Annotated in this window: 13 protein-coding genes; all 13 read left to right on the forward strand. The window is 36.0% G+C overall.

Annotated features, from left to right (window positions below):
* Positions 1-7: 7 nt before the first annotated feature.
* The 13 genes from EG342_RS19805 to EG342_RS19865 all read left to right on the forward strand — a co-directional run bounded on the left by EG342_RS19805 (position 8) and on the right by EG342_RS19865 (position 18042).
* On the forward strand, positions 8-1177 hold the full coding sequence (locus tag EG342_RS19805) for an ABC transporter permease (RefSeq protein ID WP_103292759.1): 1170 nt from the start codon (positions 8-10) through the stop codon (positions 1175-1177).
* Complete coding sequence (locus tag EG342_RS19810; protein WP_103292760.1) at positions 1170-2357, forward strand: ABC transporter permease; 1188 nt, start codon at positions 1170-1172, stop codon at positions 2355-2357. The genes EG342_RS19805 and EG342_RS19810 overlap by 8 nt, the downstream gene beginning before the upstream one ends.
* A 619-nt stretch (positions 2358-2976) precedes the next feature.
* Entirely contained in the window at positions 2977-4248 is a 1272-nt protein-coding gene (locus tag EG342_RS19815) for an NAD(P)/FAD-dependent oxidoreductase (RefSeq protein WP_103292761.1), read from the forward strand.
* A 40-nt stretch (positions 4249-4288) separates the two neighbouring features.
* Complete coding sequence (locus EG342_RS19820; protein WP_103292762.1) at positions 4289-5203, forward strand: SMP-30/gluconolactonase/LRE family protein; 915 nt, start codon at positions 4289-4291, stop codon at positions 5201-5203.
* Between the two features lie 155 nt (positions 5204-5358).
* Positions 5359-6093 carry an OmpW/AlkL family protein gene (locus tag EG342_RS19825; RefSeq protein ID WP_103292763.1) on the forward strand — a complete coding sequence of 245 codons (735 nt, stop codon included), beginning with the start codon at positions 5359-5361 and terminating at the stop codon, positions 6091-6093.
* Positions 6094-6130: 37 nt separating this feature from the next.
* Positions 6131-7462, forward strand: coding sequence for a cytochrome ubiquinol oxidase subunit I (locus tag EG342_RS19830; RefSeq protein WP_103292764.1), 1332 nt, complete (start codon positions 6131-6133; stop codon positions 7460-7462).
* A 38-nt stretch (positions 7463-7500) separates the two neighbouring features.
* Positions 7501-8508 carry a cytochrome d ubiquinol oxidase subunit II gene (locus EG342_RS19835; RefSeq protein WP_103292765.1) on the forward strand — a complete coding sequence of 336 codons (1008 nt, stop codon included), beginning with the start codon at positions 7501-7503 and terminating at the stop codon, positions 8506-8508.
* 690 nt (positions 8509-9198) lie between these two features.
* Positions 9199-10116 carry a helix-turn-helix domain-containing protein gene (locus EG342_RS19840; RefSeq protein WP_164465207.1) on the forward strand — a complete coding sequence of 306 codons (918 nt, stop codon included), beginning with the start codon at positions 9199-9201 and terminating at the stop codon, positions 10114-10116.
* A 221-nt stretch (positions 10117-10337) separates the two neighbouring features.
* Positions 10338-11306, forward strand: a complete 969-nt coding sequence (locus EG342_RS19845) for a 3-hydroxyacyl-CoA dehydrogenase NAD-binding domain-containing protein (protein ID WP_103292767.1) — start codon at positions 10338-10340, stop codon at positions 11304-11306.
* A 50-nt stretch (positions 11307-11356) separates the two neighbouring features.
* A complete protein-coding gene (locus tag EG342_RS19850) occupies positions 11357-12859 on the forward strand; it encodes a CoA transferase (RefSeq protein ID WP_103292768.1) in 1503 nt (500 codons plus the stop codon).
* Positions 12860-13576: 717 nt separating this feature from the next.
* Entirely contained in the window at positions 13577-14983 is a 1407-nt protein-coding gene (locus EG342_RS19855) for a phospholipase D-like domain-containing protein (RefSeq protein WP_103292769.1), read from the forward strand.
* A gap of 245 nt (positions 14984-15228) precedes the next feature.
* Positions 15229-16494, forward strand: coding sequence for a site-specific integrase (locus EG342_RS19860; protein ID WP_028069049.1), 1266 nt, complete (start codon positions 15229-15231; stop codon positions 16492-16494).
* A gap of 159 nt (positions 16495-16653) precedes the next feature.
* Positions 16654-18042, forward strand: coding sequence for a hypothetical protein (locus tag EG342_RS19865; RefSeq protein WP_028069048.1), 1389 nt, complete (start codon positions 16654-16656; stop codon positions 18040-18042).

Raw genomic sequence — 18042 nt, forward strand, 5'->3', positions numbered from 1 at the left:
TATCACCATGAATACAATGGAAAATGGCTTTTGGAAAGTGTTTCTCAATGAATGTAAAACAATTATAAACAAACCCTCCATCGCTATCTGGACATTGGGTATTCCTCTGATGATCTTTATTCTTTATGCTTCCATTTTCAGAGATGGAGTACTCCGGAAACTTCCTTTGGCTATTTTAGATGAAGATAAGACCTTAGTGTCCCGAGAATTAACCAGGCAGCTGGAAACCAATTCTACACTGAATCTTGCTCAAAAGGTAAATAATGAGAATGAAGGAATTAAACTTATCCGTACCAGTAAAGTATACGGTATGGTTATTATTCCCGGTAATTTTGAAAGAGATATCAGCAAAGGAAAACCTTCTCACGTTGTTTTATATGTCAACAATAACTTTTTAACTCCAGCAGGAGTCATCAATAAAGGATTTAATGCTGTTGTCGGCAACTTTTCAACTTCGGCAAAGGTTAATGTTCTGATGAAAAAAAATAATTCAGCATTGCAGGCTAAGGAAGCCGTACAGCCGGTTGTCATGAGAAATCACACTTTATTTAACCCCTTTTCCAATTATGCCTATTACCTTTGTCTCTCTCTTTTTCCGATGGCATTGCAGCTAACCGTCATGATGACCACACTCTATCTGCTGGGTAGTATTTTGAAATATAATGAAGGTAAAGGTTTATATCAGCTGAGTGGGGAAAATGTAGTGTTTGCTTTTTTCGGTAAAATATTGCCGTACACTTTTATTTTTTCTTTGTTGTCGGTTTTAATGGTGACTTTCCTTTTTAGCTATCTCGGTATTCCAACCAATACCCCTGTGCTCAATATTTATCTTTTAACAATTGTTTTAATCGTGATATACCAGTTGATGGCAGTCTTTTTTGTAACAATCTGTAAAGATTTCAGGTCATTATGTGCTACAGGTGGAGGATATTCTTCTTTAGCATATACCTTTAGCGGCTATTCATATCCACAGGAAGGAATGCCGGTACCTATTAAAATTCTTGATTCCATATTTCCGTTCAGTTCATATGTAAGAATGCTTACCAATACTGCTATTAAAGGCATGCCGCTTATTGAATCTCTGCCTTATATGATAGGCTTTGCTCTATTTGCTTTAATTGGCCTTCTTTCGTTAAAAAAATTCAGTTACCAATTGCAAAAAGGATCGTATGAATGATAATTTATTATACAAGTTTATTAAAATAATATTCCATGCCTGTCAGGTGGAACTGCTTCACTTTTTCAGAGATGATGCCTTGCGGGGAACTCTTCTGACCTCTGGTTTTATCGTTATTTTTTTAAATAGCACTGTATACAGCCATGAAATTATTGAAGATGTTCCTATTACCATTGTAGATCTCAGTAAAGGTAGTATGAGTAGAAACCTTATCAGAATGCTGGACGCTACCCAACAAGTCGATGTATTAGCTGTATCTAATGATATGAGTGAGGCGAAAAAACAGTTTAAACAAGGTAAAGTCTTCGGAATTTTGGTTATTCCTGAGGATTTTGAACAAAAAATATCAATCGGGCAGCAATCTTCTTTATCACTGTACAGCGATGCCTCCAACATGTTGCATAATAAAGCAATCTCAGGAGCTGCTTCGTCTGTAACGGGAGCATTCAATGCCCAATTAGAAATAAATAAAACCCTGCACAGCGGATTAAATTATGACAACAGTACCCATTCCCGCAGGGCGGTTATTCCGGTCAGCAGAATGATTTTCAATCCTTACGGAGGTTATGCCACTTTTTTAATACCAGTCGTTTTGCTGGTTGTATTACAAGCACTGCTTCTTACTTCCATAGGGGTTTTAGGAGGAACTTTCAGGGAACAGGGGAAATATTTCACCCGTTACAAATTTTATGAATCAGTTCCAATTAAAATAATTCCCATATTATTAGGGCGGGCATTGGCCTATTTATTATTATCCATCCTCTTATTTTCAGCTATATGCGGAACAGCTTTTTTAATCTTCAAATTGCCATTCAGAGCTTCATATTGGGATGTCATAGTATTTTTAATTCCCTTTTTTTTAGCCGTTATATTTCTGGGATTTTCCCTGATGGGAATTTTTAAAAGAAGAGAAGATGCAGCGATGTCAATCACCTTTTTATCTACCCCTGCAGTTTTTCTGAGTGGGATTTCATGGCCATCCGTTGCTTTTCCGGCCTGGGTAAATGTATTATCCTATGCTTTCCCTTCTACGTTGGGAGCCAGAGGATTTTTAGCCATCAGCCAGTTTCAGTCTCAGCTCGGAGACATTAAAACACTTTGGGGGCAGATGTGGATAACAGCCATTTTTTATTTTATTATTGCCGTCCTTGTTAATTACCGACTAAAAATTTCAAGGTAAAATCTTATCACAACAAATGAAGACTGTACAAAAAAGAACAGAAGTAGTTTTATATATTTTATAAGTTTCGAAGCTCATTTTTATGGTTTTGTGAAACTTATAGCGCCCGTGATTATATTGCCTGTTCATTCAGCAATAAATCACGGTTTTTCTTTCTGAATATAAAGACTTTCGTTTTGCTTCATAAACGAAACAATTAAAAAATAATTCATTTAAAAGAGAATTAGAAACTACTAAATGAGAATTTTAGATAATACATTATAGATTATTCATTAATAACTTTGTTTTATTGAAAGGATAAATTAATTATTTAAATAAAAAAAGTGTTCTCATAAATAAACACAAGTTTTCAAATAATTTTTGTAGTGCTTATATCACCCGTGAATATTTTGTCCGTTTCATTTGGTAGTAGATTCAGCAATAGTATATCACGGGGATTTTTATTTCAACGCTACAATCCGTTCTGCATATTATACAGAGAAAGCCTGACCACTAAAAGAGAATTCCAGATAACAGACTATCATTAATTCCCAAATAAATTTGTTGAATTGAAGGACAATTCTAAGGTCTACACACAAATTAAATGAATAAACTCTAACATTAAATTAACACATGAAATATGAAAAAAATTATCATCATAGGAGGTGGATTCGCAGGTACTAATCTTGCCAATAAATTAGCAAAAAATCCGGATTTTGATATTATTCTGGTAGATATTAACAATTATAATTTCTTTCCTCCATTGATTTATCAGGTAGCTACGGCATTCATAGAACCATCGAACATCAGCTATCCTTTCCGCAAGATGTTTCAGGGAAAAGAAAACGTTGAGTTCCACTTAGGTTCCCTTGTCATGATTCATCAACAGGCAAATATCGTTGAAACAGATAAAGGATATTTAAAATATGATTACCTGGTATTAGCCATGGGAACAGAAACCAATTTTTTTGGAAACAAAAATATCGAAGAGAAAGCTTTTCCCATGAAAAACATCAATGACGCCATAGCATTACGTAATCATATCTTGCTGAGTATGGAAAAAGCAACCACCACCAACGATGCAGAAGAAGAAAAAAAATTAAGAAATATCGTCATCGCCGGTGGAGGGGCTACAGGAGTGGAAGTAGCAGGAATGCTTTCAGATATGTCCCGTAATATTATTTCAAAAGACTATCCCAACCTTGTAGAAGGAGTCGGTAAAATATATCTTATAGACGGTTCTAATGCTTTGCTGGGTCCTATGAGTCAGAAATCTCAACAAGAGGCCCTTAAGGTTTTAAAAGCCAGAGGTGTACATATTATTTTAAATACTCTGGTAAGTGATTACAACGATGAGGTTGTTACGTTGGGAGATAATCAAAAAATACCTACCGCTACTTTAGTTTGGGCATCCGGGGTTATCGCAAGACAAGCACCGGGCCTTCCGGAATCTTCAATTACCAGAGGACGCCGCATTATGGTGGATGAATTTAATAAAGTTCTTGATACAGACAATATTTTTGCTATTGGTGACCAATGCCTCCAAATATCCGACAAAAACTATCCTAACGGACATCCTCAGCTGGCTCAGATTGCCATACAACAAGGTGTATTGCTGGCTGGTAATCTCGTCAGACTGGAAGAGCAAAAACCACTTAAACCTTTCTCCTATCATAACAAAGGAAGTATGGCAGCTATCGCCAAATTCAAATCTGTGGTAGACTTTCCCAAAGGAGGATTTATGAAAGGATTTATGGCATGGCTTACCTGGCTTTTTATTCACCTCATCCCCATTTCAGGATCACGTAATAAATTTAAACTGGCCAGCAACTGGATCGTAAGTTTTATGACCAACGATCCTACGTTAAGACTTATTTTGGGTACCGAAAAAAAAGATGCTAACCCATCATAACCCAACCTTACTTTTTAATACTTATCATAAAAAATACACAATGAAAAACACTAATTATTCGATCCTCGCTTTAGCTGCAATGGGTCAGAAAATTCTAACAATTAATCCGGAAACCGGTTCTTCAGAATTACTTATTAAAACTCCTGGAAAATCTCCTGATGGTATCGTTGTTGACAATGTCCGTGGACATATTTATGTTACCAATATGGGAATTCCTACAGGAGGAGAAACTCTTCGCAATAATGACGGCTCAATTGAGCGGATAGATCTGGACGGTTCTAATCATACTATAATCATCCCTGTTGGAAGTACCGTTACACCTAAACAACTTACGCTTGACCGTAAAAATGACCGCATTTACTGGTGTGACCGTGAAGGTATGCGGGTGATGAGTGCCAAATTAGATGGCAGTGATATCAAAACTCTTGTAGAAAGAGGAAAAGGAGAAGAACAAATGAAAGATGAAAACAGGCATTGCGTAGGAATAGCAGTTGATCCTGATGCCGGATATTTTTACTGGACACAAAAAGGACCTGCAAAAGGAGGAAACGGACGTATCTACAGAGCAAAAATCGAAATGCCTGCCGGTGAATCTGCTGATAACCGCAGTGATATCGAATTACTTTACGAACATCTTCCTGAGTGTATCGATCTGGAGCTGGACCAGGTAAACGGATATTTATACTGGACAGACAGAGGATTGGAATCTTTAGGAGGAAACACTTTAAACCGTGCAAAACTGGAAAATATCGGTAAAAGTAAAATCGAAATTATTGGTGCAGGCCACCAGGAAGCCATTGGATTAGCTTTGGCACCAGATCATCAGTCCGTATTTACCGGTGACTTAGGAGGTCACATAAGACAATTCGATGTTAAAACAGGAAAACAGAAAATGATTTTTGAAGGAGGTAAAGAACTGTTGCTGACAGGTATTACTCTCGTAAAAAATCAATAGATCAATACTTATAGTACGGCTTCTTTTTACATTTTCATTTTACACCTTAAAAACACACTTCAAATATATAATATATCCAAAAAAATTACTACAGGTAAACAGAGCCGTACTTTAATAACCTTTGATCATTTTAAACACAATAAAAAAACACCAATATGAAAGATTATCGTTTCATAAGGAGATTAATATTATCATTAATTACTTTATGGGCTTTCAACATCCATGCACAAAAGGCAAAAGAATTTTATGTCACTACCGGATGGTTGTACCTCGCGCCTCAATCTAAAAGTTCAACATTGCGTATGGTAGAAATGGGGTCAACTCCCATGGATGCTGAAGTTCCACATACTGCAGTCAGGCTTGGTAAATCCAATACAGTAGGATTTTCCGGAGGTTATTTTTTCACCGATCATTGGGCTGTAGAATTTACGGCCGGGATCCCGCCAAAATTCGATATAAAAGGATGGGATGTTCTTGCACCTCTGGGAAACATTGCCAGAACTACAGCATGGACTCCCATATTACAGGTAAAGTATCGCCAACCTATTCTCCCCAAATTAAATGCTTCACTTTCTGCCGGTGCCACCTACTGCTGGTTTACAGATAGCAAGATTACGAACGATCAACTCAATCAAATGTTGGGAGGTCCTACGAGTTTAAAAATCAATGGAGCTTTCAGACCAGTATTTACCGGCGGAGTGACCTATGCTATCACCAATCATTGGTTTGTGGGAGGAAATTTTTCAGTAATACCGTTAAAAGTTAAAGCTACTCTTGTCACCCAGAATCAAAGCACCAACCAGGACGATAGATATAAGATTGATGTAACCCTGAATCCAATAATGACCTATGCGAATGTAGGATATGTTTTTGGAAAACGTAAAAAATAACACCCGATTTATTAATCACTAAATACTTCTAAGGCTTATGGATGATTTAATGGCTGCCCGCTCGCAGATGGCATTTACGCTGGGATTTCATATAATTTTTTCTTGTATCGCAATGGTAATGCCTTTCTTTATGGCAATATCTCATTTCAGATATTTAAAAACAGGAAATGTCATTTATAAAAATATTACACGGGCGTGGGCAAGAGGCGTTGCCATTTTGTTCATCACCGGTGCTGTATCCGGGACCGTGCTGTCTTTTGAATTAGGATTGTTGTGGCCAAAGTTCATGAAGCACGCCGGTCCTATTTTCGGAATGCCGTTTTCGATGGAAGGTACCTTTTTCTTTATAGAAGCTATTGCTCTCGGGTTTTATTTATATGGAGAAAAAGTTTTCAATAAATGGTTCCATTGGTTCACAGGTGTAGTCGTTGGGGTAAGTGGCGTGGCCTCGGGAGTTCTTGTAGTCGCCGCCAATGCCTGGATGAATAGTCCTGAAGGTTTTGATTATATCAATGGTCAATATCTGAATATAGATCCTGTAGCTGCAATGTTCAACAAAGCATGGCCTCTTCAAGCTTTACATATGGTACTTGCTGCCGTTTGTTCCACCGGGTTTGCCGTAGCAGGAGTACATGCCTTGATGATTTTAAAAAGGAAAAACATAGAATTTCATACAAAAGCATTCCGTATTGCAGCCATCTTTGCTTCAATTGCCGCATTATTACAACCTTTAAGTGGTGATTTGTCTGCAAAAGATGTTGCCAGACGACAACCTGCTAAACTAGCTGCAATGGAAGCTCATTTTAAAACAGAAACTAATGTCCCTTTAATTGTTGGGGGGATTCCGGATGAAAAAACTGAAACCGTAAAATATGCGATTAAAATTCCTAACGGACTCAGCTTTCTTGCCTTTTCAGATTTTAATGCTAAAGTGACAGGCTTAGACGCTTTTCCCAAAGATGAACGCCCTCCGGTTATAGTGACCCATTTTGCATTTCAGATCATGGTGGGGTTAGGAACATTTATGATGTTTATTGCAGTTCTCTATTTATTTGCCAATTGGTGGAAAAAGATATGGTTAACAAAAAAATGGCTGTTACGCCTATTTGTCATTGCAATCCCTGCAGGATTTATCGCTTTGGAAGCGGGCTGGACAGTCACAGAAGTTGGGAGACAACCATGGATTATGTACGGAATTATGAAAACAAAAGACGCCGTGAATCCTATTCCGGGACTCGTTTATTCCTTCTACCTATTTTCCGGGATCTATATTCTCTTAGGAATTACCGTGGCCTATTTACTGTATCGTCAGGTAAAAATGGTAGACAAGCTTTATGATATTGGGAGTGCAGAAGTAGACGCCCACTGACAAAAATTCATTTATTAAACTTTTAAACTAAAAAACACATGTTCTATATAGTATTAGCATTTCTATGGATTAGCACCCTTTTATACGTAATTATGGGAGGAGCAGACTTCGGCGCGGGAATCGTGGAGTTTTTCTCCAGAAAAAGAGCTAAAGGCCGCGTCGGCAAAATTATGTATCATGCAATGGGACCCATCTGGGAGGCCAATCATATGTGGCTGATCCTTATTATAGTGATCTTATTTGTAGGGTTTCCGGATATATACACCACTGCTGCTACTTATCTCTACATCCCATTAATTATTTTGTTATTGGGAATCGTTGCAAGAGGTACTGCGTTTGGTTTCAGACATTATGATGCCATACAGGATAATATGCAAAAATTATATACGAAAGTGTATGTATATTCCTGTCTTATAGCTCCTTTATTTTTAGGAATCATTGCCGGATCTATTGTATCAGGAAAGATTGATACCCAAACCAATAATTTTATGGACGCCTATGTATATTCATGGTTAGGGCTCTTTCCTATTCTAACGGGTGTTTATACCATTGCTATATTTGGGTTTATTGCTTCAATTTTTATTATAAAAGAGACAGGAAATAATAAAGAAGAGAAAAACTATGCAATCTTTAAAGCAAAACAAATGAGTATTGTATGTGTGGTATTGGCTGTCTGTACGTACATTGCAGCTTACAGAAATAACATTCCACTTGCGGAATGGCTTTTGGGTAACCCTGTAAGCTTAACATGTATTATGCTCTGTTCATTATCTTTCATCTGGATGTGGTATCTGCTGTTGAAAAAAGACACTTATTTTTTAAGAATTATTGCAGGCAGCCAAATCACATTATTATTTACCGCAATTACATACAGCTTGTATCCGACCTTAGTAAGAATCAAAGGAAGTAAAGGATTATCATTGTTAACAAATAATAATGATCAATCTGTAAATTATCTGGGGGCAGCACTTCTTTTAGGGAGTATTTTTATAATGCCTTCTTTTATTTATTTAGTATATGGATTCAGTAAAAAGAAATTTTGGTAAAAAAAATTACTAATATTTAAGTCTGAATGAGTATAAAATATAACAACTTTATTCTTTAGTGGACTTCACATTCTATACAAATGAATGCCAAAATACCCCTACACATATACTACATGCTTTTTTATCCTAATATTATTACCTCTAAGAACCTAAAGATTATAGAATACTCTTTACTTTTGCACCTATCGGAATAAAGGAGGTATGACATACATCCTACCTCTATTTTTTGACGGCCTACAATCACAAAACGAAGCTTATTAAAAGCCTCTGCCATCAATATACCTATTTCAATATGTTGAATATTTTATGTCTGCATGATTAGATTTTAATCATTCGATTTTCCGGGAGATAATAACTCAGGTTGAAATATAATGTTTTATATATTTCAATCCCTACCTAATCAGCAATTCAATTGACTAAAGGTAGGAAAAGAATTAAGCAATCAGGAATGAGCTTTCAATTAATAATCTGATTTCATTGATAATACAGTTTAAGTTATAAAAAACTGTCAATGAATACAATACAGCTATTTTTTTAATCATCATTCCTCAGATACTCTCAAAAATACAGTAGTCAGATTTTGAAATACTGCTTCTTTTTATAACGATACTATTTCATATACCCGATATCAATCAGGTTAAAACTGACCACGAAACAAATTCAACACGTATGATCAATATTTCCAAATACATGGAACGAAACAAACAAATTCCGATATTTAAATTATCTGAGATGGTAAAAGATATTGATGATTATAACTGGAGTTTTGAAGACTATTATATTTCTTCTGACAATGTAACATATGATCCCATAGATAAAACCATATTCAGACCAGACTTTTATGCATTGATTTTAGGAACTGACGGATGGATGGATATCAGGGTAAATGATGAAATCGTCAGAATTGATAAAAATATCTTTCTGGCCGTAGGGCCTGATCATGTTCTTCAAAGAGTAGCACAAAGTGAGGATTGTAAAACAAGAACAATTTTATTTACTAAAGACTTTTTGGTCAACAGCTCAAATAATTATTTTTTTTTAGAATCATTCAATCACTTTTCCATTCATTTCCAAAATTATGTTACCCTGAATGAGGAAGATATGGATAAAATCATGGATCTCTATACTTCACTTTTAACCAGACGGGATAGAGTAAATTCTAATTTGCATATTGAAGTCATCAGAAACCTGATTATTTCTTATGTTTTTGAATCTGCCATTATTTTTTATAAAGAATTAAGGATTGACGCGCTTCAGGTTCATACACGCAGTGTCGTTTTTACAGAAAACTTCAAAAAAATGGTTTTCGAAAATTGTCTGAGAGAGAAAAATCTCCAGTTTTATGCGGATTCTCTTTTTGTTTCCCCGAAACATCTTATCAAAATTATTAAAACAACAACAGGAAAAGCTCCAGGCCACTTTATCAATGATGCCATTGCTTCTATTGCAAAAGTACAGCTCAAAAAGAATAAATTGTCTATCAGTGAAATCGCAAACTCCTTCCCTTTCGCCGATTTGCAATCTTTTAGTAAGTTTTTTAAAAGACAGGTAGGGATTTCTCCGTTACAATACAGGTACAAACTAGGTCTCAAAAATATTCTGGACTAATTTCAATTAAAAAACAATCATTAATTCACCAAAAAGAGAAGATGGAACAATAAAATGAGAAATTAAGATAATAAGAAATTTTCCAATCCAACATAAATTTGTATAAACACTGATAAACAAAGCATTATATCATTTTTCTCTCTCAGTATTTCAGGTGATCATCATTGAGATCATCTTCTAAATAACAGATACTATTTCATTAACAATCTAAATACAAAAAAATGAAAAAACAACCTCAAAAATTGAATTTAAAAGGTAAAAAAATCACCGTAATCGGAGGTGGCTTAATCGGGGCTTCATGGGCTTCGCTATTTCTAACACAAGGAATGAACGTTGCAATTAGCGACCCAAAACCGGATATTCAGGAATATTTTTATGGTAAACTCGATAGCAATATTGCAGATCTGAAAAAGCTTGGATATAAAATTGATCCGAATTATAAAAGTCATTTAAGTTTTGAAACTGATACCGCAACAGCTGTAAAAGGAGCTGATTATATCCAGGAAAACGGGCCGGAAAACGCAGCCTTCAAACAAGACTTATGGCAACTGATTGAAGCCAATGCCCCGGAACATGCACTATTCTTATCTTCCAGTTCAGGAATAACGGTTTCTCAACAGGCCACAAAAATGAAGAACCCTTCCCGTTTATTGATCGGACACCCATTCAACCCTCCTCATTTGATTCCTCTGGTTGAAATATTAATTGGCAAGGAAACAGCAGATTCACAGAAACTTATTGATGCTGCTATGGATTTCTATCATTCTTTGGGCAAAGTTCCTGTTTTACTGCATAAAGAAACTCCCGGTTTTGTAGCCAACAGATTACAGGCCGCGATTTTCAGAGAATGTGTATCCTTAGTTTCAGCTGGTGTTGTGAATGTAAAAGAACTGGATGATATTATGACGGCATCATTAGGAATTCGATGGGCAGTTGGAGGACCATTCGTATCATTCCATTTGGGTGGCGGTGATGGTGGTTTCCCATTCTTCCTGCATCATTTAGGTCCTGGTATGGAAGGTATCTGGAAAGATGAAATTTCCAAACCGGTTTCTTATGATGAAAAAACAACTCAGCTTTTAGATCAACAGGTAAAAGAACATTACGGTAATAAAACCATTGCCCAATTGTCCGAAGAACGTGATGAGTATCAAATTGCCTTGATGAATACATTCTCCAAAATGAAATAAGATCCTTTCGTTTCACCAATACAATAATTAATATTTAAACTAAAAATAAGATGGATTTACAAAAAACAATTCAGCACAATTACGATAATAGATTAAAAACGGATGATTTTGATCTTCATGCAGAAACCGAAAGTATTTTAAATCTTGTTGGCGCTTCATTAAAGGATTTTGGAGGAAAACTTACCTTTTATGGTAAAGATCCTATTGTGCCAAGTGTAATTCGCTATGGTGCCCAATCTGCCATTGCACTGGCAGCAAAATCAGCTCAAATTGCCGATATATGGAGACTTAAAACCGGTGAAATTCAGGATATTCATATTGACCTTAGAAAGTCATTAAGAAGATTTGCCAGCTTTTTTGAAGGAACACTTGAACAGGTTAACGGCAAACCGGGAAATATCAGTTCTGAAGCAGGTTCAGGAGTAACACCGGATCATTTTTATGAAACAAAAGATGGAAAGTGGGTACAATTTAGCTGTCCTTATCCGGTTATCAGAGGTAAAGCTTTAAGCATATTAAATTGCCCTCCTGATCAGGAAAGTGTGGCAAAAGCAACCAAAGAATGGAACGCCATTGATCTTGAAAACGCAGGGGCAAAAGCACATCTTCCGATCTATATGATGAGGTCGCCGATTGAGTTTATGCAAACTGAACTGTTTAAGGATGTTCTTGAAAATCTACCGCTGATCAAGATTGAAAAAATTGCAGATTCCGCCCCTGTTCCATTTGCTGCAGGAGGAGATGTTTTAAGCGGAATCAAAGCATTAGGAATGGGACATGTCATCGCGGGAAGCGGTATAGGCAGAGCTTTGGCCCTACACGGCGCAGATGTTCTGAATGTTTGGCGAAGCGGCGACTATGAGCACTCTATTTTCCATTTTACATCCAATGTCGGAATGCGGTCAACCTGCCTTGATTTTGATAAAAACGAAGATGATGAGAAGAAATTTATGGAGCTTCTATCTACAGCGGATGTCTTTTTCTCTAACAGAAGAAATGGTTTCTTAAACAATAAAGGATTAAATGTAGATGAATTATGTAAAAAACATCCTGGTCTTATTACAGCAACAGTCTATTTTGGAGCTGAGGACGGTGCATGGAGCGATAGAACCGGGTTTGATGTTTCTGCCGGAACTTTCGGAGGTTCTTACTGGCTAGAAAGTCTGGGAGGGACTTATAAGAAAACCGATGTGCCTCACCCTACTCCACAAATTGGTGTTATTAATGATTATATAGCAGCATGGTTGGGCGAAGTAGGTGTTTTACAGGCATTGAAGCGTCGTGCTACAGAAGGTGGTTCTTATAAAGTAAGCGTTTCTCTGAGCAGAACGGTTGCCTGGCAATTGGCTTTAGGTATTTTCGATCAGAAATATGCTTATGACAAAGCCAATTCAGATAATGAACATGCATATATCCTACCCGATTTTATAGAAGAACAAACACCGATGGGATTCTATAAAGGAGTTTCAGAACAGGTTGAAATGACCAGAACACCTGGAAAATACAAATATGTATTAGAGCCGTTAAAATCGTCTCAACCCATCTGGGAATAGCTAACTAAATCTTGTATTCACTATAAATAACCTTTTGAAATTGCCCCGTAAGGCTTAATTCAAAAAAATATTGCAGAGCCGTATCAATAGATAACTTGTTGTACATTTTCTTTCAGTTTAGTAATAATAGATATCAATCCAAACTCATCTCTATTTAGACACCGGGAATTTATACATATGGACATAATAAAAAAATACCCGTGCTTTTTTTTCATAATTTATAAAAATGTGCAACCGGCTCTGTAATATTTAAAATCAAAAATAATTAATGTAAAAACCTTTATCTTTTTCTACAATATCAATAATTCAGTAACCTGAAAATACTACAGAACCCTATATTGACAGATGGTTTTGGTAAAGCGTCAATATAAGCCCGTTGTGCATCTTCCATTTAAGTTTAGCAATATTTCATAACTCTATCCGGCTCATCTTAATAACGGAATTTTTGCATCTGACACCCATATAAATATCCGTTCCTTTTTCACCTGGAAGATGTACAACAGGTTCTGTTACTATACATTCTAAAAATTAATCCAAATCCAAATAATTAATCCTATGACACCCAATTACAGCTATTTGAATACGTTCAATACCAGAAACAGATTTAAAGTGATGAGGGAATTTTTATCCCTGATGGTCACTTTTACAAAATATCTAAGAATATCAATTTTACGCTAATCTCCACTTTGTATTAATATCTGATTAAATACCGGATACATGAAAACTATTACGCCTTTATTCATAGATAGAGACCTTAGCTGGTTATCTTTTAATGCCAGAGTACTTTCTGAAGCAGACGACGATACAGTTCCCGTGATGGAACGGCTTAATTTTCTTTCTATTTTCTCCTCCAATCTGGATGAATTTTATAAGGTCAGAATACCGAAACTTTTGGTAAGAAAAAACAAAACACTGTTAAAAGACATTCATAAGGAGATCCTGAGACAGCAAGAGTTTTTTGGAAAGATCTTAATTACTAAAATCCTTCCGCAATTGCAAAAGAATAATATTGAACTTATTTATAATCAACCAATTCCCACATTTATGGAGGGAAGATTAATTCAATATTTCACCAATATGCTGGCTCCGGCCATAGAATTGTATCAGCTGCCTCTTAAGGATGATTTCCTTATAAAAAGTAACTCTTTATATCAAGCGGTTTTTATGGATTCCGGAATGGGTAACGAAGATGTTTTTATTCTTAAAATCCCAAATAACAAATTCTCCAGATTCTATGAAGCAGAGCGGCGAAATTGCAGGTACCTGGTTTTTATTGATGATATTTTAAAGAAATTTTTACCCGAAATTTATTTTTCAAACACAGCAGTGAGCATATGGAATTTTAAAGTCACCCGTGATGCCAATATCAATTTTGAAAAAGAGGACAACCTTCTTGAAAATTTGGAAACATACCTTGAAAACAGGGAAAAGGGAAAAACGACGAGATTTCTGTATGAGAAAGATATGCCAGTTAAAAAGCTTCAGAAACTACTGAGTTTATTAAATATTCCATCCCGGGATGCAGTGGCCGGCAGTGCCTATCACCATCTCAAAGATCTGAATATGATTTCTACAGACAATAATGAGGCTGTTTACCCTCCTATGATCACAATTGAAAGGCATCAGAATGAGACTTCTGTATTTAATCTGATTGATAAAGAAGACTTTATGATCCATACTCCTTATGAATCTTATGATAAAGTCATTGATTTTTTTATGGAGGCTGCAACGGATGAAAAAGTAACGGAAATCTATATTACAATCTATAGGACAGCTAAAAATTCTGCGATCATTGAAGCTCTGATGATTGCTGCAAAACTGGGTAAAAAGGTAACTGTCTTTGTGGAACTTAAAGCCAGATTTGATGAAGAAAATAATCTTAAATGGCTCAGAAAAATGAAAAATGCCGGGGTACATGTTATCACCAGCATCCCCAAACTTAAAGTACATGCCAAACTGGCTTTGATTAAATGCAACCAAAAAAAATATGCTCTCATTTCAACTGGAAATTTCAATGAATCTACAGCCAGCTGTTATACGGATCATGTTCTGTTCACAGCTCATCCTGGAATTTCCGATGAAGTGGATACTTTTTTTAATTTTTTAATAAAAAACTTTAGATAAAAGTAAAAGTAAGCAAAACGGTTAAAACTGTTACTAAACAGTAGTTTATAAAATAGCAGTCTTTGTTTGGAAGTCGGTGTCTGATAGGTTTGGGGCTTAAATAGGCAGGGTTAGGTTACTAAATCATTACCTGTTTTAAATTAATAGACGTAAATATAAGTGATTATATTTCAGTCTTTTGCACCTCTTTTCATATTCCCTTGTAACTCATAAAAAATTAATTTTAAACATTAAATCTTTGAGTTATGGAGCGTGAGAAAAGATCCACTTTCAAGTTATTGTTCTACTTGAAAAAGAACGAACCTAAGAAAAACGGAAATGTCCCTGTTATGGGCCGTATTACCATTGATGGAACTCCGAAAACATTTGGAACCAAATTAGAAATCAATCCTGAGACGTGGGACTTAAAACACGGTCGTGTTTTGGGAAAGAGCAATCTGGCAACCGACATCAACCAGAAACTCGATAAAATACGCGTTCGCATCAACAAAATCTATGAAGACATGATGAAAGATGATGGCTTTGCGACCTCACAAAAAGTAAAGCTGTCTTTCCTTGGTGTGGGTGTTATGGAAGACGCTATCTTAAGGGTATTTAAAGAGCAAAATGAAGATTTTGAAAAAATGGTTTCAAAAGGAAAGCGATCACAGAACACTTACAATAAATACAAGACAGTATTCAATCACCTTTCCGAATTTATCAAAGAGCGATACCATAGAGATGATATGGCCTTTAGGGAGTTAACAGGTGATTTTATTCGTGAATTTGATTTTTTTCTTCGCATTGATAAGGAATGTACACACAATACGGTTTGGGTTTATACGATGCCTGTTATTGCCTTGGCTGATCTAGCAATTAAAAAAGGCCTAATAAAACAAAATCCTTTTGAAGATTATGAAATCAGTATGCAAGAAATTGATCGTAGCTATCTCCTAAAGGAAAATGTAGAAAAGCTCATGTTATTGAAGCTTTCTAAACCTAAATACGAACTTGTAAAAGACCTTTTTATTTTCAGTTGTTTTACTGGCCTTTCATACATTGACATTAAGAAGCTGAAATGGAGTAACATCCAATCTTTCTTTGATGGCCATCAATGGATCATTAGCAGGAGGAAGAAATCTGACGTTTCTTCAAATGTCAGACTTCTGGAAATCCCCAAACGTATTATAGAAAAATACCGGGGGTTAACCAGGAATGATTATGTATTTCCTATGCCCTCAAACGCAACCTGCAATAGCCATGTTGCTAAACTTATTAAGGAGGCTGAGATTGTTACTGAGCAGAAAGTTACCTTCCATACCGCACGTCATACATTCGCTACAATGTTTCTAACTGAAGGTGTACCCCTTGAAAGCCTTAGCAAAATGATGGGTCATAAAAATATTTCGACCACACAAATCTATGCAAAGATTACAAGCCAGAAAATCAGTAAGGATATGGATTTGGTATCTCATAAATTTGCTGGAATGGAAGCTGCCTTTATTGACATGGAAAGTGATGTTCTTGTTTAGAGCCATTGTTTTGGTATAAATTGAAGCAGGATTAAGTCCTGCTTTTTTATTTGCCATTTCATGATGTAATACTGCATTAAGTTCGACTGATATTTTTAAATTTACATAGCTAAAGCAAATATAAACCAGCTTCTAAAGAAGATATAAAACAACGAGATAATGGAAGAAATCGACCTCACAAAAATCAAATATTATCCTGATAGATTTTATATCTGTTTAGACGGTTTTGATATTGAAAATCTAACGGATTTCCTAACCGACCTGCAAATTGGTCAACATCAATCCATATTCATTCACGAATATTATCATTACCTTACCAACATAGCTACATTGCCTGGCATTCGTCAGTTTTGCCTGAATTTTTGCGACAGGTTTCGTGCATCAACCATTTTAACGGCCACCGAAGGAATCAATGCGTATCCCATCAACACAAACACTTTTCAAAGCTGTAAGAACATGGTAGATTATTGGAACGATGCAGTTGCAACATTTTCCGAAGATGATATTGATTATAAAGTTGTAGAGGATACAAATAACGCAACGAATAAAAAATTCGGGATTGCATCCATAGAAAAGACTCACCGGTCAATGGAAGTTATTGTAGGTGGAGTGCAACATACGGGGGAAAGACACTTTATTACCATACATACTACAGGTCTTATCAATATACATAGCTTTAACCTGACATTTGGTGCTATTGACGAATTTTTAAGTTCCGCAATCGATGAATACCTTTTTGAAAATGACCTATCGGATATAAATCCGAGTATGCTCAGTCAAAGGCCTTTTTATCCATATTGCTTTTTTAACGAAATCCTTTCATTTTATGGAATGAAAAGACCTTCAGCATTTGAAAAAATTCTTATTGCATACTTTGCCCTGAACTCATCAAATCCCCCGGTAGTCCTTATCGAAATATTGGAAAAATTAAGAGATGGTGGTTATGAGCCATTTCAGGAAAACCCAGAGACATATTTACTATCTAATTTCTCGGAAACACTGCAGTACAACGACGTACTCAATAACATAAAGTATTTTGCTGACCTAACATCCCAGCAAGGACGCATCCATATATCACAGGCATTAAAATATTATTACGATAAATTTTACGTGGCGCAGAAAGTAAAGGAAAATGATTTCTTTTTCTTTGTCAGACCATTCTTTGTTTCGGACGAAAACACGATCAAATACAAACAGAAATTCCTTCTGGAACTTTCGAGGATAATAAACCTCTTTACGCCGCCTCTTATACTTAAAGACAAGCAGTTTTTTTTCATCGATAAGCTTACGACCTTTGGTGAAGCAACTGTGTTGATATTGGCTACTTACGAAATTTTTGAAAGCCTGCGAACAAACCGTATTGCATCAAGACCGGCATACCAAAAGGCTAAGTACACCTTTCCTGATAGAGATCCTGATTGTGATAATTTTGAAAAGTTCACGCCGCCGCCAATTAATGGTATAGCATTCAGGCTGGCTCTTAATGAGCTGAACCTGTATGGCCTGTATCTTCAGGAGTTGGAAAATCTAAAACAGACTAATAGCTAG

The organism is Chryseobacterium lactis, assembly GCF_003815875.1.
GTDB lineage: Bacteria > Bacteroidota > Bacteroidia > Flavobacteriales > Weeksellaceae > Chryseobacterium > Chryseobacterium lactis.